We start from the raw sequence: 19,557 nt of genomic DNA on the forward strand, positions 1-19,557 counted from the left end.
GCGCTGGCTCAGCCGCCCGACTTCTCGAAGCGGCGCAGCAGTTCGTCGCCGCGCGCGGCGGCGGAATCGAGCGCCGCCTTGGGCGTCTTCTTCTGCGCCCACACCTGCTCGAGCTCCTCGTCGACGATCGTGCGGATCTGCGGCATGTTGCCGAGGCGCAGCCCCTTCGTGTACGGCAGCGGCGGCTTGTTCATCATCTGCTTGATCGCCGTGTCCGCGCCCGGATGCTTCGCGTAGAAGCCCTGCTCCCGCGCGAGATCGTACGCGGCCGTCGTCACCGGCAGATAGCCCGTGTCCTCGTGCCACTTCGCGGCGACGGCGGGCGAGCTCAGATACGCGAGGAACTTCGCGACGCCCTTGTAGGTTGCCGGGTCCTTGCCCGCGAGCACCCACAAGCTCGCGCCGCCGATGATCGCGTTCTGCGGCGCGCCCTTCACGCTCGCGTCGTACGGCATCATCCCGGTGCCGAAGTCGAATTTCGCGTACTTGTGGATCGTCGCGAGCGCGCCCGACGACGTCGTCATGATCGCGCAGTCGCCGCTGTAGAACTTCGCGGTCGCCTCGTCCTTGCGGCCAACGTACGTGAACGTGCCGCCCTTCGCCATGTCCTGCAGGAACTGGATGTGCGCGATCTGCTGCGGCTTGTTGAATTCGAGCACCGCGTCGGCGCCGTCGAAGCCGTTGTTGCGCGTCGCGAACGGCAGGCCGTGCCACGCGCTGTAGTTCTCGAGCTGGATCCAGCCCTGCCAGCCCGTCGTGTAGCCGCACGCGTAACCCGCCTTCTTCAGCTTTTCCGCGTCGGCCTTCACGTCGGCCCACGTCTTCGGCGGCTGGTTCGGATCGAGGCCCGCCTTCTTGAACGCATCCTTGTTGTAATACAGCACGGGCGTCGAGCTGTTGAACGGCATCGACACGAGGCGGCCCGTCTTCGCGTCGCTGTAGTAGCTCGCGATCGTCGGCACGAACGCCTTCTCGTCGAGCGGCACGCCCGCCTGGCGGAACACGTCGGACACGGGCAGCACCGCCTTCTTCGCCTGCATCATCGTCGCCGTGCCCACTTCGTACACCTGCAGGATCGCCGGCGCGTTGCCGCTGCGGTACGCGGCGATGCCCGCCGCGAGCGCCTGGTCGTAGGTGCCCTTGAAGACCGGCACGATCTTGTAATCGCTTTGCGACGCGTTGAACTGCGCCGCGATCTCGTTCACGCGCTCGCCGAGCGCCGCCTCCATCGCATGCCAGAACTGGATTTCGGTGGCGGCGCACGCCGCCTGCTGCGCGCCGAACCAAAGCACGCCCCCGAACGCGAGCGAACGAACCAGCGTCTTGTATTTCATCGACCTCTCTCCTTTTCTCCTCGGTCCGGGCAACGCGCGCCGCACCGCCGCTGCATCCGCGCCGGATGCGGCGAGCCGGACAGTTTAGTTCTCGTCCATGACAAACAAGCGTTGATACTCTTTCAGTGCAAAACGATCGGTCATCCCGGCGATGTAGTGCGCGACGAGGCGCGGCTGGTGCGCGGCGTCGGCCGCCTGATAGTCGGGCGGCAGCAGGCGCGGGTCGCTCGTGAAAGCGTTGAAGAGGCCGGCGACGACCCGCTGCGCCTTGCTCGCCATCCGCATCACGCGGTAGTGACGGTACAGGTTCTTGTACAGGAAACGCTTGAGCGCCGCCGCCTGCGCGGCGATCTGCTCACCGTGCGCGACGAGGGGCGGCGCCGCGCGCACGGCGTCGAGCGACGTCGGCGCGTGGCGCGCGAGATTGCGCGTGGTCGCGTCGATCAGATCGACGATCAGCGTGTTGATGATCCGGCGCACCGTCTCGTGCACGAGCCGGCGGCCCTCGAGATGCGGATACTCGGCGAGCGCGGCCTCGTAATGGCGCTGCCACAGCTCGACCTCGGCGAGTTGCTCGATCGTGATGAGGCCCGAGCGCAGGCCATCGTCGACATCATGATTGTTGTATGCGATTTCGTCCGCGATGTTCGCGAGCTGCGCCTCGAGCGACGGCTGGCGGCCCTGCAGGAATCGCTCGCCGAGCTCGCCGAGCTTGCGCGCGTTCTCGCGCGAGCAGTGCTTGAGAATGCCTTCGCGCGTCTCGAAGCACAGGTTCAGCCCGTTGAACGCGCCGTAATGCTCTTCGAGCTCGTCGACGACGGCAAGGCTCTGCAGATTGTGCTCGAAGCCGCCGTAGTCGCGCATGCAAGCGTTGAGCGCGTCCTGCCCCGCATGGCCGAACGGCGTGTGGCCGAGATCATGCGCAAGCGAGATCGCCTCGACGAGATCTTCGTTCAGGCGCAGGTTGCGCGCGACGGACCGGGCGATCTGCGCGACTTCGAGGCTGTGCGTGAGGCGCGTGCGGAACAGGTCGCCTTCGTGGTTCACGAAGACCTGCGTCTTGTATTCGAGACGCCTGAACGCGGTGGAATGCACGATGCGGTCGCGATCGCGCTGGAATTCGGTGCGCGCCGCCGGCGGCGGCTCGGGATGGCGCCTGCCGCGCGATTGCGACGCGTGCGCCGCGTACGGCGCGAGATGCGCCTCGAGCGCGGCGGTGGTCGGCGCGGCGACGGGAATCGCCTGCCCGCCGCCCGCGCGCGCGGGTCGCGCGTCGCGCGTTTCGCGTGGGATGCTGCCGCCGGGTACTTCGCTCACCGTGTCGTGTCCTCCACGTCAATTGCGCCGGATCGGCCCGTGTCGCGTTTACCGGGTGGTTGCCGCCAGTGTCGCGGAGACGGCGTCGTCCGGCGCCGGGGTAATGATCGTCTCGCCGAAGCGCTTGAGCAGAATGAACTTGATCGCGCCGGCTTCGGCCTTCTTGTCGACGCGCATCAGCTCGACATAGCGCGCATCGCCGAGTGCCGGCGCGCGCGTCGGCAGGTGCGCGGCCTCGACGACGCGGCGCAGCCGCTCGCGCGACGCCTCGTCCAGATGGCCGGTTCGCACCGACAGATCGGCCGCCATCACCATCCCGCAGCCGACCGCCTCGCCATGCAGCCACTCGCCGTAGCCGAGCCCCGCTTCGATCGCGTGCCCGAACGTATGGCCGAAGTTGAGGATCGCGCGCAGGCCGCCCTCGCGCTCGTCCGCCGCCACGACACCCGCCTTGATCTCGCACGAGCGCTTGACCGCATGCGCGAGCGCATCGGGATCGCGGCGATTGAGCGCCCCCATGTTCGCCTCGATCCAGTCGAAGAATGCGGCGTCGGCGATCGCGCCCGTCTTGATGATCTCGGCGACGCCCGCGGCAAGCTCGCGGTCGGGCAGCGTCGACAGCGCGCCAATGTCGGCGATCACCGCCTGCGGCTGATAGAACGCGCCGATCATGTTCTTGCCGAGCGGGTGGTTGATGCCCGTCTTGCCGCCGACTGACGAGTCGACCTGCGACAGGAGCGTCGTCGGCACCTGGATGAACGGCACGCCGCGCATGTAGCATGCGGCGGCGAAGCCCGTCATGTCGCCGATCACGCCGCCACCGAGCGCGATCAGCGTCGTCTTGCGATCGGCGTGCTGCTCGAGCAGGCCGTCGAAGATCAGATTGAGGGTTTCCCAGTTCTTGTACGCCTCGCCGTCGGGCAGGACGACGGTCGACACGCGCTTGCCGAGCGGCGCGAGCGCCGCGCGCAGCGTGTCGCCGTAGAGCGGATCGACGGTGGTGTTCGTGACGATCGTGGCGGACGCGCCCGCGATGTGCGGCGCGAAAAGCTCGGTGCGGCGGATCAGATCGGGGCCGATGTGGATCGGATAGGCGCGCTCGCCCAGGTCGACGTTGACGGTCATCATGCTTGTAGTGGCTTGGCGACGATGCCCGCCATTTCGAGCTGCATCAGCACCATGTTGACGAGCCCGTTGACGGATGGCCGGCCGGTCTCGATGACGAAGTGCGCGCATTCGCGGTAGAGCGGGTCGCGCGCTTCGTACAGCGCTTCGAGCTTGGCTTTCGGATCGTCGGTTTGCAACAACGGGCGGTTCTTGTCCTTGCGGGTGCGCAGCCAAAGATCGTGCGGATTCGCGCGCAGATAGACGACAAGGCCGCGTTCGTGAAGCAGCTTGCGATTCTCGGGGCGCAGGATTGCGCCGCCGCCCGTCGCAAGCACGATGTTCTCGCGTTGCGTGAGCTCGGCGATCATCTGCGCCTCGCGATCGCGGAAGCCGGATTCGCCCTCGAGTTCGAAGATGACCGGAATGCGCGCGCCGGTGCGCGCCTCGATCTCGTGATCCGAATCGAAGAAGGGTCTGTCGAGCCGGCGCGCGACCGCCCGGCCCACGGTGGTCTTACCCGCCCCCATGAGCCCGACGAAAATTACGTTCACGTGTGGGTCCCGCGCTTGCAACGGCTTCCTCTGCTTCAATGAGTGTGTCGCGCAGCTTACTGGCAAAGCGCCCGCCTTGTCGAGCCTGGCTCCCACGGGGTTCAGGGCCCGATCACGACGGTCGGCGTGATGTAGACGACGAGCTCGCTGCGCTGCGCACGCTGTGCGCGATGCCTGAAAAGCGCGCCCAACACCGGTATTTTGCCCAAGAGCGGCACCCGAGTCACATCGTCGCGGTCGTCGCTCTCGAAAATCCCGCCGATCGACACCGTTCCGCCGTTTTCGACCTCGACGCGCGTCTGCACGTGCTTCGTATGGATCGCGGGGCCGGATGCGGTTTCCTCGCCGACGCTGTCCTTCGCGACGTCGAGATCGAGGATCACGCGCCCGTCGGGCGTGATCTGCGGCTCGACTTCGAGCTTCAAGGTCGCGCGCCGGAACTGGACGCCCGACACGCCGTTGCCTACCTTCGCCTGATACGGCAGTTCTGCGCCCTGCTCGACGACGGCCTTGGTCCGGTCCGCCGTCACGACGCGCGGGCTCGACACGATCTGGCCCCGGCCCTGCGCCTCGAGCGCGCTCAATTCGATGTCGAGCAAGCGGCTCGCGCGCGCGGCGAACAGCGTGAGGCCGGCTGTCGCCGCGTCGAAGCCGCTGATCGGCCTGGCGGTGAGGTCGGCCAACGTGCCGTTACGGCCCGCGACGACGCCCGCCGCGCGGTCGCCCGCATCCGGCGCACGCAGCGCGAGACGCGCGCCGAGATTGCGTGAGAACCCGCGATCGCCCTCGACGATCCGCGCCTCGATCAACACCTGCCGCGATGGCGTGTCGAGCTTGCCGATGAGATCGGCGATCTGCGCGAGACGCCCGGACAGATCCGTGACGAACAGCAGATTCGTCCGAGGATCGGCGAGCACCGAGCCGCGCTTCGACAGTATCCGCTGGGCGGCCGAGCCCGAGAGCAGACGCTGCACGTCGGCCGCACGCGCGTAGCGGAGCACGAAGCTGCGGCTCGCGAGCGGTTCGAGTTGAGCGGCGCGCGCGTGCGCATCGAAACGCCGGCGCTCGCGCTCGGCGAGTTCCGCGACAGGCGCGACCCATATCACGCTGCCGCGCCGCGCCATCGCGAGGCCGTGGGCGTCCAGCAGCGCGTCGAACGCACTGCGCCAGCGGACATTGTTCAGACGCAACGACACCGTGCCGCGCACCCGCTCGCTGACCACTATATTGAGGCCGGTGAAGCGCGCGAATGCATCGAAGACCGCTGCGAGGCTCGCCTGCTGCAGATTGAGCGAGATCGCGCGGTTGTCGTCGGATTCGGCCGCGGTCTCGGCATTGGCGTTGGCGTTGGCGTTGGCGCCGGCCGATGCGACTTCAGTATCCGACGGCAACGCAGGATGCTCGTCGCTCATGCGTTGCTCCGGCGAGAGTGGCACGGGCGGCCCCTCCAGCACCGCATCCAGCGCCGCATCCTCCGCTTGCACCGACGCCGCCCGGCTCGGCAGCCCGGTGGCGGCCGGCGCCGAACCGGATGGCTCGACCGAATTGGCTGCCGACGTGCTTTCGGGCGCGGCGTCGCCGGCGAACTCATCGGCCGGCGCGCCGCCGCCCGCATCCGGCGTCGGCGCTTCGGCAACCGCGTCACGCTCGGAATCGATTCGCCACCTCGACGCGGCCGCGTCGGGCAACGGCGCGCGCCCCACCGCTCCGACCGAGGCCGACACCGCCCAACCGGCCGGCACACCCGCGGGCAACGGCGGCGGCGATGCGACCGCCACGCCCGCCGCCCCGATCGCGCATCCCAGCATGACCCAAACGAATCCGCGCATCATCCTGCCGCTCCGCTCACGGTCATTACGCGCCGTCCGCCGCCATGTGTCGCGAGCGTCACGCCGCCCGCCTGGATTCGCGCGACACGCGCGCCGTCGACCATCTGCCCCGGCGCGACCGACCACGCATCGTCGCCGCGCTCGAACAGCGCGAGCCCGCTGCGCCGGTCGTGCATCACGCCGACGAGCCGCGCCGCGTCGGCCGCATCGTCGATTGCCAGCATCGGCATCGCGGAGAAAGGATCGGCGGCGGGCGCTTCGGGCACTTCGCGCCCGTCGGCACGCCGCCGCCCATCGGCCTCACCGCCAGGCAACGCCGGCCAGACATCGAGCCGGGCGTCCAGCATGGTCGCGCCGTTGTCGCGCTTGACGCTCGATGTCGCAGGCACCACGAGCGCAGGCAACGCAGCAAGCCCCGACAGGAAGCGGCATAGCGCGTCGAAATCACCTTCCGCGCTGATGGCAAACACGTAGACGGCGCCATCGTCGCGCTGCCCGCCGGTGCGCTCACCGTCAAGCCGTTCGAGCTTGCGTACCCGCAGCCCGCTCGCGCCCGCGTGAGCGGCAAGCCGCATCGCGAAATCGGAAGGCGTCTGCTGCGCGGCCGGCGAGCGGCCCGCGCCCGCCGGCCGCGCCGGACGGACAGACGACGCGGCAAGGAGCCGCCGCGCGCGCGCGTCGCGCGACGCAACCGCGCCGAGCGCCGCCCTGCTTCGCTCGACGCCGCCCCAATCGGCATCGCGGCCCGCGTACACGCCGCAAACGAACACGCCGCACGCGAGCGCCACGCGTGCCGCGGTTCGCCAGCCAACGCCCGATACGCGCCGCGAATCGGTCCGACGCACCCACGCGCGCCAGCCCGACGCTCGTTCGCCCCGCTTGCTCACGCGCCCTCCCGTGCAACCGCCTGCGCACGCGCGGCCACGCTCGCGACGCGGCCGCGATCGCCGGCGGGCCAACGAATCCGTACGGAGAAAGACAGCGATCGGCCGCCGGCAGCCTCTCGCCCCCACGAAGTTCGCGCCGCCTGCAAACCCGCGACCTCCGTCGTCCAGCCGCGCTGCGCGGCGTCGAGATCGCGCAGCCAGCGCTCGGCCGATGCGGAATCCAGCGCGCTCGCTTCGAGCAACGCGTCGTGCCCGTCGCACCGGATCGACCGCAGCCGCACGCCGTCGTAGCGCAATTGCCGCAGCGTATCGAACAGGTCGACCGTCCGCTGGCGCGGCACGGCGCGTTCGGCGGCAAGCGCCGTACGCTCGCGCTCGGCGTCGCGCTGCCGCGCGGCCTGCTCCGCGGCTTTCAATTGCGGCGCCCATGCGGCGAGCTGGCGCTCCATCAGCGCACGCTGCGCATCGTAGCGCGCGCGCTCGAACGTACGCCCGATGCGCCAAAGCGCAACGCCCGCGATCCCCGCGCAAGCGGCCGCCGCCAGTTCGCCGAGGACGCGCCGCCGCGCGCGACGCGCGTCGCGCGCGCGATATGGCAGCAGATTGAAGCCGCCGAGCCACGCGCGCCGGTTCCGCGCGTCGCGCGGCGCCACGCCGCTCGCGATGCCGGGCGTCATTCGTACACCCCGCGCAGCGCGAGCCCAAACGCGACCGCGAAACCCGGCGACCGGGCGAACCCGTCGTCGACCGCGCCGAGCGTGCCGCCTGCCGCGCATTCGAACGGCAATACGATGCAGCCGAGCAGGTCGCCCACATCGGCGAGCGAAATCTGCGCGCCGCCGAGCCACTCCGGGTCGCCCGCGATGAACGCGCAGCGCGGCGCACCGGCCCGCGCAAGCTCGCGCAGCGCGTCGGCAAGATCCGCGTGCTCGGGCGCCGGATAGCGAATCTGCGCGGCAACCGTATCGGCCGACACGAGCCAGCCGTACACCCCGCCCTCGCCGATCCAGACGCCAAGATACGGCTCGCCGTCATCGACTTCGCGCGCGGCGACATGGCGTATCGCCCGCAGGGCGGCGGGCGGCTCGCCGTCGATCGCGACGAGTTCGACGCCCGCCGACGCGGCCGCCTCGATCCGCGCGTCGAGATGCACGTGCGCCGCGGTCGCGAACGCGACCTCCGGCGAAGCGCCCGCGTCGTTCACGCACCAGTCGACGGCGAGCGCGTCGCGCGCGAGCCCCGTCAGCCGCTCGGCCGCCGCGCGCACCGCGGGCTCGATGGCCGCCGCCGCAGTCTCCGCGCTCGGCCACGCGAGCGTCGAGCTCGAGAACGCCCCCTCCGGCAGCGCCATCACGCCCGCCATCGTCCGCCGCGCGAGCCCCGCCGGCCGTACCTGCGGCGCGCGGCCGAGCGCCGCCGTCATCGCGGCCGCCACGGCCGTCCAGTCGGCATCGGCCGGCTCGGCGAACGCGCCGGCCGGCAAAGGTTCCGCGTCGAGCGCCTCGAGCCGGACCGTGCCGCCCCCGACACGCCGGCTCAGCACCGCGATCCGCACCGCGCGCCGGCTCACGTCGATCCCTGCCGCGAAGCGCCGGCCGACCGACCACCACGAACGTCCTTGCATCTCAGTCCTCCATCCGCGCGCCTCCCGTCGAGGCGCGATATGGGGTCATTTTGCGAAGCCGGCCGGCGCGCCGGGAGTCTGCCGAACGGCCAACGCATGCGCCGTCGGGCCGCCGGCGCGCTACAGTGAGTCATCGGCGCGCCGCCAGGCCGCGCCGGTTCCCGCCCGGAACCCTTCCGGCGTCCGGCAAAACCGGGCAGCTATAATCGCGGGACTGTTTTTCTGGTGTGTCTATGCAATCCACGAATCCTACGTCCCCGCCTCCCCCGCCCGAGTCGCGCCGCCGCCCGATGTGGCTGAAGCTCGTGCTCGGCGTCGCAGGCGTGTGCGTGGCGCTCGCGGTCTGCGTCGGGCTCGTGCTCGGCTACGCGCTCGTCGTCGCGTCGCCGAACATGCCGTCGCTGGACGCGCTGACCGACTACCGCCCGAAGGTGCCGCTGCGCATCTACACGGCGGATCACGTGCTGATCGGCGAATTCGGCGAGGAGCGCCGGGACATCGTCCGTCTGCAGGACGTGCCCGATTCGCTGAAGAAAGCGGTGCTCGCGATCGAGGATGCGCGCTTCTACGAACACGGCGGCGTCGATCTGACGGGCATCATCCGCGCCGGCATCGTCGCGCTGACGAACGGCCACGCGACGCAGGGCGCGAGCACGATCACGATGCAGGTCGCGCGCAACTTCTTCCTGTCGAGCGAGAAGACATACACGCGCAAGATCTACGAGATGCTGCTCGCGTACCGGATCGAGCGTGCGCTCACGAAAGATCAGATTCTCGAGGTCTACATGAATCAGATCTATCTGGGCCAGCGCGCCTATGGCTTCGCCGCCGCCGCGCACGCGTACTTCAACAAGGACCTGAAGGACATCACGCTCGCCGAGGCCGCGATGCTCGCGGGGCTGCCGAAGGCGCCGTCCGCATACAACCCGGTCGCGAATCCGAAACGCGCGAAGGTCCGCCAGCAATACATCCTGCAGCGGATGCTCGAGCTGAACTTCATCACGCGCGAGCAGTACGACGAGGCGCTCGCCGAGCCGCTTGTCGTCAAGAGCCCGAGCCGCGAATACAGCGTGCACGCGGAATACGTCGCCGAAATGGTTCGGCAGATGATGTATGCGCAATATAAGGACGAGGCGTACACGCGCGGGCTGAACGTCGTCACGACGATCGATTCCGCAGACCAGACGCTCGCGTACCGCGCGCTGCGAAAGGGCCTGATGACGTACGACCGGCGCCACGGCTATCGCGGCCCCGAAGGCTTCATCGAGCTGCCCGCGAGCCAGGACGACCGCGAGCAGGCGATCGACGACGCGCTCGTCGACCATCCGGATAACGGCGAGTTGGTCGCGGCCGTCGTCACCGAAACCGGCCCGCGACAGATTCGCGTCGTGTTCTCGAACGGCAGCGACGCGACGGTGAGCGGCGACGATCTGCGCTTCGCCGCAAGCTCGCTGTCGGCGAGCGCGCAGCCGAACAAGCGGATCCGCCCCGGCGCGATCGTGCGCGTGTTCAAGAACGACGACGGCTCGTGGGCGATCGGGCAACTGCCGCAGATCGAGGGCGCGTTCATTTCGATCGTTCCGCAGGACGGCGCGATCCGCTCACTGATCGGCGGGTTCGACTTCAACAAGAACAAGTTCAACCACGTGACGCAGGCGTGGCGGCAGCCGGGTTCGTCGTTCAAGCCGTTCATTTATTCGGCGTCGCTCGACAAGGGGCTCGGCCCCGCGACGATCATCAACGACGGCCCGCTCTATTTCAGCGCCGCCGAGACGGGCGGCCAGCCGTGGGAGCCGAAAAACTACGGCGGCGGCTTCGAGGGCCCGATGTCGATGCGCGTCGCGCTGCAGCGCTCGCGCAACCTGGTATCGATTCGCATCCTGAATCACATCGGCCCGAAATACGCGCAGCAATACATCACGCGCTTCGGCTTCGACGCGGATCGCCACCCGGCCTATCTGCCGATGGCGCTCGGCGCGGGCCTCGTCACGCCGCTGCAGATGGCGGGCGCGTTCTCGGTGTTCGCCAACGGCGGCTACCGGGTCAATCCGTATCTGATCGCCGAAGTCACCGATCCGAGCGGCAACGTCGTCGCGCGCGCGCAGCCGCTCGTCGCCGAGCAGAACGCGCCGCGCGCGATCGACGCGCGCAACGCGTACGTGATGAACAGCCTGTTGCAAAGCGTCGCGCAACGCGGCACCGGCGCGCGCTCGAACGTGCTGAAACGCACCGACCTGGCCGGCAAGACCGGCACGACGAACGACTCGCGCGACGCATGGTTCGGCGGCTATCAGCACACGCTCGCGGCGATCGCGTGGATCGGCTACGACAACCCGCGCAGCCTCGGCGATCGCGAAACCGGCGGCGGCCTCGCGCTGCCGGTGTGGATCGACTACATGGGCCCCGCGCTCAAGAATGTGCCGGAATACAAAATGCCGATGCCCGACGGCGTCACGACGCTCGGCGGCGAGTTGTACTTCGACCAGTTCACGCCGGGCCGCGGCTTCGTCTCGACAGTCGGCGTGAACCTGCCGGCCGCGCCGCCCGATTCCGCGAGCGCCGTGCCCGGGCATGTCGACGAGCAGGAGAAGCAGGACATCATGAATCTGTTCCGCGGCGGCAACTGAGCATCGTTCGCGCGCCACAGCGAAAAAGCGGCCTTTCTGGCCGCTTTTTTCATATGGGGCTCGATCAGGCTGCGATCGCGTCCGTGTGACACACGCTCACGCGCCGCCTAAGCGCGCATCACGCGCTGAACGCGATCGGCATGCCCGCCTGCTGCGTCGCAAAGCCCGTCAGCGCCGCAAAAAACTCGTCGCCGCTTCGCGTATCGCGCCATGCGCCGTCGACGAACCGGTAGTGAAAACCACCTGCCTTCGCGGCGATCCACACTTCCTTCATCGGCGGCTGCAGGTTCACGATGATTTTCGAGCCGTTCTCGAACGTGAGCGTGAGCACGCTGCCGTTGCGCTCGAGATCGACGTCGGCGTCGCCGTCGTTGGCGGCGTCGACCGACCGCTCGACGGCCGCCAGCACAGCTTCGGCCCGGGTCAGGTAATCGGTATCGGACATGCTAAACTTTATCGATTCAATTGTTTAGGGACGGTCATGCGTATCGTTTTGCAGATGAGCGCGATTGTAGCGGCTTTGGCGCTCGCGGGCTGCGGCCAGCGTGGCCCGCTGTACATGCCGGACGTGCCGCCGCTGCCGCCCAAGCCGACCGAACAGACGCAGCCGCCGCCGTCGGACGTGACGCCCGATGCCGAAACGGCTTCGGCGCGCGACGACGGCGCCTTGGGCGCCGCCGACGCGCCGCTCACGCTGTCGCCCGACCTGTCGACGCAACGCACGCCGAAGGCGGCGTCCGCGTCCGGCGCTTCCTCCGCCCAATGATCGATCCTGCATGACTCAAGCTGCATTCGACTACGTCGACGGCACGCTCCACGCCGAGCGCGTCTGCACCGCCGACCTCGCCGAGCGTTTCGGCACCCCGCTCTTCGTCTATTCGCGCGCCGCGCTCACCGCGGCCTACGAGGCCTACGCGAAGGCCTGCGCGGGCCGCCGCGCGTCGATTCACGTCGCCGTGAAGGCGAACAGCAACCTCGGCGTGCTGAACGTGTTCGCGCGTCTCGGCGCGGGCTTCGACATCGTGTCGGGCGGCGAGCTCGCACGCGTGCTCGCGGCGGGCGGCCGCGCGCAAAATGTCGTGTTCTCGGGCGTCGGCAAGAGCGCCGACGAAATGCGCATCGCGCTCGAAGCGGGCGTCAAGTGCTTCAACGTCGAATCGATCCCGGAGCTCGACCGGCTGAACGCCGTCGCGGCGTCGCTCGGCAAGCGCGCGCCCGTGTCGCTGCGCGTGAATCCGGACGTCGACCCGAAGACGCATCCGTACATCTCGACGGGGCTGAAGGCGAACAAGTTCGGCATCGCGTTCGATGACGCGCGCGCGACGTACCGCGCGGCAGCCGCGCTGCCGAACCTCGAAGTCGTCGGCATCGATTGCCACATCGGCTCGCAAATCACCGAGCTGAGCCCGTACCTCGACGCGATCGACAAGCTGCTCGATCTCGTCGAGCAGATCGAGGCGGACGGCGTGAAGATCCATCACGTCGACGTCGGCGGCGGGCTCGGCATCACGTACGACGACGAAACGCCGCCCGACATCGGCGCGTACGTGCGCGCGGTACTCGAGCGCATCGACGCGCGCGGCCACGGCCATCGCGAAATCTGGTTCGAGCCGGGCCGCTCGCTGACGGGCAATGCCGGCATCTTGCTCACGCGCGTCGAATTCCTGAAACAGGGCGAAGAGAAGAACTTCGCGATCGTCGACGCGGCGATGAACGACCTTGCGCGCCCGGCGATGTACCAGGCGTTTCACGCGATCGAGCCGGTGACCCCGCGCACGGACGTTGCAGCCGCCGTGTACGACGTCGTCGGCCCGGTCTGCGAAAGCGGCGACTGGCTCGGGCGCGATCGCTCGCTCGCGATCGCGCCGGGCGATCTGCTCGCGATCCGCTCGGCGGGCGCGTACGGCTTCACGATGAGCTCGAACTACAACGCGCGGCCGCGTGCGGCCGAGGTGATCGTCGACGGTGCGAGCGCGTATCTGGTGCGGCCGCGCGAGACGGTCGAAAGCCTGTTCGAGCGCGAAGCGGTTCTGCCCGACGGCAAGTAATCGCAGGCAAACGGCGCGCTTGCGCGGCGAGCCGGCAAGCCCTCGTCAAGAAAGAAGGCGATGTCCATTCGGGCATCGCCTTTTTGTTTGCCCACGCGCGGCGCGCCCGGCGCGCCCCCGATCACGCACACCGTGCGGATCGCCTGCGCGCGCTTCGCGCTTGCACTCGCGCTACGACACGCGCCCCGCCCTCGCTCCGCCCCAGCGCCGCCATGCCCACGCGGCCACGCGCCAGCCGAGCAGCACGAGCACGATCGCGCCGTACAGCTTGGGCAGCACGAGATCGTGCTTGCCCGCCTTCATCCACCAGAAATGCAGGATGCCGAACGTCGCGATCGCATAGATCGCCTTGTGCAGCGTCTGCCAGTGCCGGCCGAGCCGCCTCGCGATCGCGCGCGGCGACGTCGCGGCGAGCGGAATCAGCAACACGAACGCGGCAAAGCCGACGGTGATGAACGGACGCTTCACGACGTCCTTCGCGATCTCCATCACGTCGAACCACTTGTCGAACCAGAGGTAGGTCGTGAAGTGCAGCACCGCGTAGAAGAACGCGTAGAGCCCCAGCATCCGCCGCAGCCGCAACAGCGCGCTGAGGCCCGTCAACTGGCGCAGCGGCGTGACGGCAAGCGTGATGCACAGGAACACGAGCGTCCAGAGCCCCGTCGAGCGCGTGATGAATTCGATCGGATTCGCGCCGAGCCGGTCCGTCATGCCGAAGAACACGATACGCGCGAGCGGATACAGCGACGCGACGAACACGGCGATCTTCACGGGCGCGAGCCAGCGCGGCGCGCCGACCGCGCGGCCGGCGTCCCGACGAGGCGCGCGGCGGCGCGCGCCGGCGCCCGGGCTTGCCGAGCCGGCAAATGTCGAGGGTTGCATGTCGTTCTCCATTTGCCGCGCTCAGAAGTATTTCTTCAGATCCATGCCGCGATACATCGACGCGACCCAATCGCCGTAGCCGTTGAACATCAGCGTTTTGCGCTTCGGCGTGAAGAAGCCGTCCTCGCCGATGCGCCGCTCGGTCGCCTGGCTCCAGCGCGGATGGTCGACGTTCGGATTGACGTTCGAATAGAAGCCGTATTCGTTCGGCGCGTACGTATTCCAGCTCGTCGGCGGCTGCCGGTCGACGAAGCGGATCTTCACGATCGATTTCGCGCTCTTGAAGCCGTACTTCCAAGGCACGATCACGCGCACGGGCGCGCCGTTCTGGTTCGGCAGCACCTGACCGTAGACGCCCATCGTGAGCAGCGTCAGCGGATTCATCGCCTCGTCCATCCGCAGGCCTTCCGAATACGGCCAGTCGAGGATCGGAGCGGACAGCCCCGGCATCTGCGACGGGTCCGCGAGCGTGACGAACTGCACGTATTTCGCGTTGCCGGTCGGCTCGACGCGCTTGATGAGCTCCGCGAGCGGAAAACCGATCCACGGAATCACCATCGACCAGCCCTCGACGCAACGCAACCGGTACACGCGCTCTTCGAGCGGCGCGAGCTTCAACAGCTCGTCGATGTCGTACACCTTCGGGTTCCTGACCTCGCCTTCAACCGACACGCGCCACGGACGCGGCCGCAGCGTGCCGGCATTGCGCGCCGGATCGCCCTTGCCGGTGCCGAATTCGTAGAAGTTGTTGTAGGTCGTGATGTCCTTGAACGACGTCACCTTGTCGGGGACGACGAACTTCGGATTGGTTGGCGCGGCGAGCTTGCGCGCCTTCGCGTCCGGCGACGAATACGCGGCGAGCGCGAGCCGGTGTACGTCGACGAGCCCGCCCGCCGCGGCGACGCCCGCCGCCTGCAGTATCCGGCGGCGATTCTCGAACACCGCTTGCGGCGTGATTTCGCTGCGCGGGATGTCTTCGCCGGCAAGCGCCGCGCGCAGCGTTTTCTTGATCAACATGTCGATGCTCCGTTCTGCCAGTCGGGACGGCCAGACAAGACGCTCGCGTCCCGACAAACCTTGGACCCAGTTCCGCGCCGGCCGTTTCGACAGCGTAGCGCCGAATCGCCCGCGCAAGAAAAAACCGCCGAGCACGCAGTGCGTCGGCGGTCATTAGTCGTTCGAGCGGCGCGGATCTTACAGCTTGCCGTAACTGTGCAAGCCGGACAGGAACATGTTGACGCCGAGGAACGCGAAGGTCGTGACGAGAAGGCCCGTCAGCGCCCACCACGCGGCAACCGTGCCGCGCAGCCCTTTCATCAGACGCATGTGCAGCCATGCCGCGTAGTTCAGCCAGACGATGAGCGCCCAGGTCTCCTTCGGGTCCCAGCTCCAATAGCCGCCCCACGCCTCGGCCGCCCACAGTGCGCCGAGAATCGTCGCGATCGTGAAGAACGCAAAGCCGACCGCGATCGACTTGTACATCACGTCGTCGAGCACCTCGAGCGCCGGCAGGCGATCGGCGAGCACGCCGCGCTCCTTCGTCAGATACGCGACCGCGACCATCGCGGACAGCGCGAAGCTGCCGTAGCCGATGAAGTTCGCGGGCACGTGGATCTTCATCCACCAGCTCTGCAGCGCGGGCACGAGCGGCTGAATCTGCTGCGCGTCGCGCGCGATCGAGTACCACATCAGGAAACCGACCGCCGCACTGATCACGAGCAGCACGAATGCACCCAGCGCGCGCGTGCCGTAATGTCCTTCGTAGTACAGATAGAGAAGCGCGGTGATGAGGCTGAACAGGACGAAGACTTCGTAGAGATTCGACACCGGAATGTGGCCGACGTCCGCGCCGATCAGATACGACTCGTACCAGCGCACCATCAAGCCGGTGAAGCCCATCAGCACGGCGATCCACGTGAGCTTCTGGCCGATCGCGCCGCCCGACTCGGAGCGCGACAGCATGCCGATCCAGTAGAAAAGGGTCGCGAGCACGAAGAGCGCGCTCATCCACAGGATCGCCGACTGACTCGACAGGAAGTACTTGAGCAGGAAAGCGGAATCGGCACGCGCGAGGTCGCCTTGATAGATCTGCAGCGACAAGAGCGACAGCGCGGCGATCGCCGCCATCAGGAGCCGCGCGGGTTTCCATCGCCAGCCGAGCACGACGAGCGCAGGCACGGTGCCGATCAGCACGGCCTTGTCGTAGTAGTTCATGTACGCGTGGTACTGCGCGAGCGCGAAGCCCGCGCCGGCCACGAGCGCGAGCGCGAACACCCAGTCGACGAGCGACAGGCGGCGCAGGAACGGCCGGTCGTCGAAAAACGCCGGCTCGGCCGCGTCGGAAGCGCGCGGCGCGCGGGATGACGAAACTTGGGTCAGATCCATGATGTTACCGAGTCGAGTCCTTGGTGCCGGCGCCGTCGGGCGCGCGGGAGGCTGGCGGCGCGCCCAGCGCGGCCCCGGCCGCGTCGCGCGTGCGCACGAATTCCTTTTCGAAGTCGAACGTCTTGCGCGCGGTGGACATCGCCATCAGCACGCTGACGCCCGCGCCCGTATCCTTGAGCCAGAACCAGAGGCGTCGCTCGCGCACGTAGAACATCGAGAAGATGCCGGCGACGAGCAGCAGGCTGCCAAGATACACCAGATTCTTGCCGGGCGCGCGCGTCAGCTGGAACACCGATGCCTGCACCTGCTTGAACGAATCGAGCTTCAGATAGACGGGCGCGCCATACAGGAAACTGTCCGACAGCGCGTTGATCGCGTTCTGCACGAAGCGCACCGTATCCTGCGCCTGCTGCACGGGCGGCTCGTTCGCTCGCTCGCGCGCGATCTGCCAGACATCCCACATCGAGCCTTCGAGCATCCGCAGCAGCAGCGCGGCGGCCTTCTCCTTCTCGTCCTTCGGCACCGAGCGGTCGATGAACGTCGCGACCGCCTGGAAGCCGCCGATCGGATTGCCGTCCGGGCCGCGGCCGATGCTGCCGTCCGCGCCGGCGAACAGGGTCAGGACACGCTGCGCGCTGTCTTCGAGCCGGCCGCGCAGCGCGGCGTCGCCCGCGCCGAGCGAATGTTGCGCGAAGCGGCGCGCCGCCTCGTTGCGCACGGCCGGATCTTCGAGCGCCGCGCGCAGCCGCATCCATTCGCCGACGCTGTCGCTGCTGTCGGCAGGAATCCGCAAATAGCGGAACGGGTCGTTCGGGCTTGCGCGCACGCCGGCGAGGAACACGCGCTCGCCGCCCATGTCGACGGGCAGCATGTAGTTGTTGAATTCGCGCGCCTGGCCATCCTTGCCGCGCACCTTGTACTGGACCGACGGCCCGATGTTGTGCAGTTCGACGGGCCGCGACGTCTTTGCGCCGGAGCCGAGCCGCTCGTCGAAGATCTCCTTGATCGAGCGGTGTGCCGCGACACCGCGCGCGTCGGTCTTGCCGCTGGCATCGGTGATGTTCTCGACGTTGATCGCGCGGAAATCGGAGAACTCGACGGTCTCGCCGTCGGCGCCCGCCGCCGGGAGCGGCACCGAATTGCCGATCGTGCCCTTGAACGGGAACGTCGCGGCGCTCGAGCCCGTCATCGGATACGCGGTCATTTCCATCAGCGAGCCGCCGTCCTGGAAGCTCGATTGATAGATCGACACGCCCTTGTACGTGAACGGCTTGTTGACCTCGACGCGCGCGGGGATTCGCTTGCCGGTCTTACGGTCGATCACGACGATGTCGCTCGCGAAGAGCTTCGGCATGCCGGTCGAGTAATAGTCGACGATGAATTTCTCGAGCTGGATCGAAAACGGCAGATCCTGGATCAGCGAGCCCGTCGGCTGATTGAGGATCGCGGTCGACACGTACTGGCCCTCCGGCACCCACGCATAGCCGCGGAACGTCGGGTTCGACGCGGACAGCCGGTGCTCGGGCCCGATCTCGCTGATCGTCGCGCTCGTGTTGACGGGGCTCTTGCCGAACATCCACATCTGGAATTTGATCGGCAGGTTGCTGTCGATCAGGCCGCCCACGCAAATCACGACGATCGCGAGGTGCGCGGCGATGTAGCCGAATTTCGTCATCGCGCCGCGCTTCGCGGCGACAAGCGTCGCACCGTCCGTCTCGCGCACGACGTGCCGGTAGCCCGCCTTCGCGACGAACGCGGCGACGGTCTGCGTCGCGCGCGCGCGATCGCCCGCGACCGCGAACTCGGCCTTGTGATGGAATGCGCGCAGGCTGCCTTCGCGGACCTTGTCCTTCCAGCTTCTCGCATCGGCGAGCATTTTCGGCGCGTTGCGGATCACGCACAGCGAGATCGACACGACGAGGAAGATCAGGATCAGCATGAACCACCACGCGCTGTAGACCGTATAGAGGCTCAGCGAGCGGAAGATGTCGGCCCAGAATGGCCCGAACTGATTGACGTAGTTAGGGTACGGGTCGTCCTGCGTGAGGACCGTGCCGATGATGCTCGCGATCGACAGCACGACGAGCAGCGCGATCGCAAAACGCATCGAGCTCAACAACTCGACCGCGCGCCTGACCGCGGACTGCCCCGCTCTCGACTGCAACCCCGACGTGGTAACGCTCATTCAAACTCCAACTCACAACAAAAAAGGGCAAGGCGGCCGTGCTTCGACGGCGCCCCACCCTTTTCTTGTTCTAGCGGCCGCCGCGTGGGCGGCCGGCTCGTTCATCCGGCTCGCGAACCGAAATCGGCTCAGTGCAGGCCGGCGATGTAATCGGCGACGGCCTTCACCTCGCCGTCCGTCAGCCGCAGCGCGATCTGACGCATCACGTCGTTGCCGCGCGTGCCCTGCTGGAACGCGGTCAACTGCGCGACGGTGTAATCGGCCCACTGCCCAGACAGCCGCGGATACTGTACCGGAATTCCCTGCCCCGTCGGCCCGTGGCAGCTCGCGCAGGCGGGCACGCCCTTCTCGGCAATGCCGCCGCGATAGATCTTCTGCCCAAGCGGCACGGTGGCCGCGTTGCGCGCGGCGCCCGGCTTCGCCGACTGCGACCCGTAATAGGCGGCGACGTTGCGCGCGTCCTGATCGCTCAGCGCGCTCGCGAATCCGACCATCACTGAATTGACGCGCACCGGTCCTTTCGCGCCCGGCTGCGTCTTGAAATCGTGCAACTGCTTGACGAGATAATCGGGATGCTGGCCGGCGAGCTTCGGGAACGAGCCCGTCGCGCTGTTGCCGTCGACGCCGTGGCATGCCGCGCATACCTGCGTCGCGATTGCCTTGCCTCGGTCGAGATCCGGCTTCGCCGCATCTGCCGCCCTTGCCTCCGTCATGAAACCTGCGAGCCCTGCTACCGCGAACTGAAGCACCACCAAAGACTTGCTCAGTCGATTCATTCGCA

General features: G+C 68.0%; 17 protein-coding genes. 3 read left to right on the top strand and 14 right to left on the bottom strand.

Features of this window, described 5'->3' with window-relative positions; genetic code table 11:
* Positions 1-8 precede the first annotated feature (8 nt).
* The 8 genes from ugpB to pilM form a co-directional block, all read right to left on the bottom strand.
* Positions 9-1,334, bottom strand: a complete 1,326-nt coding sequence (ugpB, locus tag BTH_RS27585; protein WP_009888483.1) for a sn-glycerol-3-phosphate ABC transporter substrate-binding protein UgpB — start codon at positions 1,332-1,334, stop codon at positions 9-11.
* Positions 1,335-1,418: 84 nt separating this feature from the next.
* Entirely contained in the window at positions 1,419-2,651 is a 1,233-nt protein-coding gene (locus tag BTH_RS27590; protein WP_009888481.1) for a deoxyguanosinetriphosphate triphosphohydrolase, read from the bottom strand.
* 48 nt (positions 2,652-2,699) lie between these two features.
* Positions 2,700-3,779, bottom strand: a complete 1,080-nt coding sequence (gene aroB / locus BTH_RS27595; protein ID WP_009888479.1) for a 3-dehydroquinate synthase — start codon at positions 3,777-3,779, stop codon at positions 2,700-2,702.
* Entirely contained in the window at positions 3,776-4,330 is a 555-nt protein-coding gene (locus BTH_RS27600; RefSeq protein ID WP_009888477.1) for a shikimate kinase, read from the bottom strand. The genes aroB and BTH_RS27600 overlap by 4 nt, the downstream gene beginning before the upstream one ends.
* A gap of 80 nt (positions 4,331-4,410) precedes the next feature.
* A complete protein-coding gene (pilQ, locus tag BTH_RS27605) occupies positions 4,411-6,141 on the bottom strand; it encodes a type IV pilus secretin PilQ (protein ID WP_009888474.1) in 1,731 nt (576 codons plus the stop codon).
* Complete coding sequence (locus tag BTH_RS27610; protein WP_025988500.1) at positions 6,138-6,983, bottom strand: hypothetical protein; 846 nt, start codon at positions 6,981-6,983, stop codon at positions 6,138-6,140. The genes pilQ and BTH_RS27610 overlap by 4 nt, the downstream gene beginning before the upstream one ends.
* Before the next feature lie 38 nt (positions 6,984-7,021).
* Positions 7,022-7,702: a fimbrial protein gene (locus tag BTH_RS27615; protein ID WP_009888470.1), complete on the bottom strand. Its 681-nt coding sequence runs from the start codon at positions 7,700-7,702 to the stop codon at positions 7,022-7,024.
* On the bottom strand, positions 7,699-8,649 hold the full coding sequence (gene pilM, locus BTH_RS27620) for a pilus assembly protein PilM (protein WP_009888468.1): 951 nt from the start codon (positions 8,647-8,649) through the stop codon (positions 7,699-7,701). The genes BTH_RS27615 and pilM overlap by 4 nt, the downstream gene beginning before the upstream one ends.
* 233 nt (positions 8,650-8,882) lie before the next feature.
* Here pilM and BTH_RS27625 point away from each other — a divergent pair, with 233 nt between their 5' ends.
* Complete coding sequence (locus BTH_RS27625; RefSeq protein ID WP_011402563.1) at positions 8,883-11,276, top strand: penicillin-binding protein 1A; 2,394 nt, start codon at positions 8,883-8,885, stop codon at positions 11,274-11,276.
* Positions 11,277-11,394: 118 nt separating this feature from the next.
* Here the strand turns inward: BTH_RS27625 and cyaY are convergent, their stop codons facing one another.
* Positions 11,395-11,721 carry an iron donor protein CyaY gene (cyaY, locus tag BTH_RS27630; protein WP_009888466.1) on the bottom strand — a complete coding sequence of 109 codons (327 nt, stop codon included), beginning with the start codon at positions 11,719-11,721 and terminating at the stop codon, positions 11,395-11,397.
* Positions 11,722-11,757: 36 nt separating this feature from the next.
* Between cyaY and lptM the strand changes: the two genes are divergently transcribed.
* Both lptM and lysA read left to right on the top strand, forming a co-directional pair.
* Positions 11,758-12,042, top strand: a complete 285-nt coding sequence (gene lptM, locus BTH_RS27635; RefSeq protein ID WP_009888464.1) for an LPS translocon maturation chaperone LptM — start codon at positions 11,758-11,760, stop codon at positions 12,040-12,042.
* 10 nt (positions 12,043-12,052) lie between these two features.
* Entirely contained in the window at positions 12,053-13,324 is a 1,272-nt protein-coding gene (gene lysA, locus BTH_RS27640) for a diaminopimelate decarboxylase (RefSeq protein ID WP_009888462.1), read from the top strand.
* Between the two features lie 171 nt (positions 13,325-13,495).
* On the opposite strand, the gene msrQ is transcribed toward lysA, so the two are convergent.
* The 5 genes from msrQ to BTH_RS27665 form a co-directional block, all read right to left on the bottom strand.
* Positions 13,496-14,218, bottom strand: coding sequence for a protein-methionine-sulfoxide reductase heme-binding subunit MsrQ (gene msrQ, locus BTH_RS27645; RefSeq protein ID WP_009888461.1), 723 nt, complete (start codon positions 14,216-14,218; stop codon positions 13,496-13,498).
* 9 nt (positions 14,219-14,227) lie between these two features.
* Entirely contained in the window at positions 14,228-15,223 is a 996-nt protein-coding gene (gene msrP, locus BTH_RS27650) for a protein-methionine-sulfoxide reductase catalytic subunit MsrP (protein WP_009888459.1), read from the bottom strand.
* A 177-nt stretch (positions 15,224-15,400) separates the two neighbouring features.
* Positions 15,401-16,591, bottom strand: a complete 1,191-nt coding sequence (gene ccsB / locus BTH_RS27655; protein ID WP_009888456.1) for a c-type cytochrome biogenesis protein CcsB — start codon at positions 16,589-16,591, stop codon at positions 15,401-15,403.
* 4 nt (positions 16,592-16,595) lie between these two features.
* Positions 16,596-18,776 (bottom strand): cytochrome c biogenesis protein ResB, encoded by a 2,181-nt coding sequence (locus BTH_RS27660; protein WP_025404124.1) that lies wholly within the window; start codon positions 18,774-18,776, stop codon positions 16,596-16,598.
* Positions 18,777-18,904: 128 nt separating this feature from the next.
* Positions 18,905-19,552, bottom strand: coding sequence for a c-type cytochrome (locus tag BTH_RS27665; RefSeq protein ID WP_009888453.1), 648 nt, complete (start codon positions 19,550-19,552; stop codon positions 18,905-18,907).
* Positions 19,553-19,557 lie beyond the last annotated feature (5 nt).

This window comes from Burkholderia thailandensis E264 (assembly GCF_000012365.1).
GTDB lineage: Bacteria > Pseudomonadota > Gammaproteobacteria > Burkholderiales > Burkholderiaceae > Burkholderia > Burkholderia thailandensis.

What these genes read in the sequence shown, in the direction of transcription:
- BTH_RS27615 (WP_009888470.1), bottom strand. Translation starts at nt 7,702, where the DNA reads ATGACGCCCGGCATCGCGAGCGGCGTGGCGCCGCGCGACGCGCGGAAC.
- msrP (WP_009888459.1), bottom strand. Translation starts at nt 15,223, where the DNA reads ATGTTGATCAAGAAAACGCTGCGCGCGGCGCTTGCCGGCGAAGACATC.
- lptM (WP_009888464.1), top strand. Translation starts at nt 11,758, where the DNA reads ATGCGTATCGTTTTGCAGATGAGCGCGATTGTAGCGGCTTTGGCGCTC.
- ugpB (WP_009888483.1), bottom strand. Translation starts at nt 1,334, where the DNA reads ATGAAATACAAGACGCTGGTTCGTTCGCTCGCGTTCGGGGGCGTGCTT.
- ccsB (WP_009888456.1), bottom strand. Translation starts at nt 16,591, where the DNA reads ATGGATCTGACCCAAGTTTCGTCATCCCGCGCGCCGCGCGCTTCCGAC.
- lysA (WP_009888462.1), top strand. Translation starts at nt 12,053, where the DNA reads ATGACTCAAGCTGCATTCGACTACGTCGACGGCACGCTCCACGCCGAG.
- pilM (WP_009888468.1), bottom strand. Translation starts at nt 8,649, where the DNA reads ATGCAAGGACGTTCGTGGTGGTCGGTCGGCCGGCGCTTCGCGGCAGGG.
- BTH_RS27625 (WP_011402563.1), top strand. Translation starts at nt 8,883, where the DNA reads ATGCAATCCACGAATCCTACGTCCCCGCCTCCCCCGCCCGAGTCGCGC.
- msrQ (WP_009888461.1), bottom strand. Translation starts at nt 14,218, where the DNA reads ATGGAGAACGACATGCAACCCTCGACATTTGCCGGCTCGGCAAGCCCG.
- pilQ (WP_009888474.1), bottom strand. Translation starts at nt 6,141, where the DNA reads ATGATGCGCGGATTCGTTTGGGTCATGCTGGGATGCGCGATCGGGGCG.
- BTH_RS27665 (WP_009888453.1), bottom strand. Translation starts at nt 19,552, where the DNA reads ATGAATCGACTGAGCAAGTCTTTGGTGGTGCTTCAGTTCGCGGTAGCA.
- cyaY (WP_009888466.1), bottom strand. Translation starts at nt 11,721, where the DNA reads ATGTCCGATACCGATTACCTGACCCGGGCCGAAGCTGTGCTGGCGGCC.
- BTH_RS27660 (WP_025404124.1), bottom strand. Translation starts at nt 18,776, where the DNA reads ATGAGCGTTACCACGTCGGGGTTGCAGTCGAGAGCGGGGCAGTCCGCG.
- aroB (WP_009888479.1), bottom strand. Translation starts at nt 3,779, where the DNA reads ATGATGACCGTCAACGTCGACCTGGGCGAGCGCGCCTATCCGATCCAC.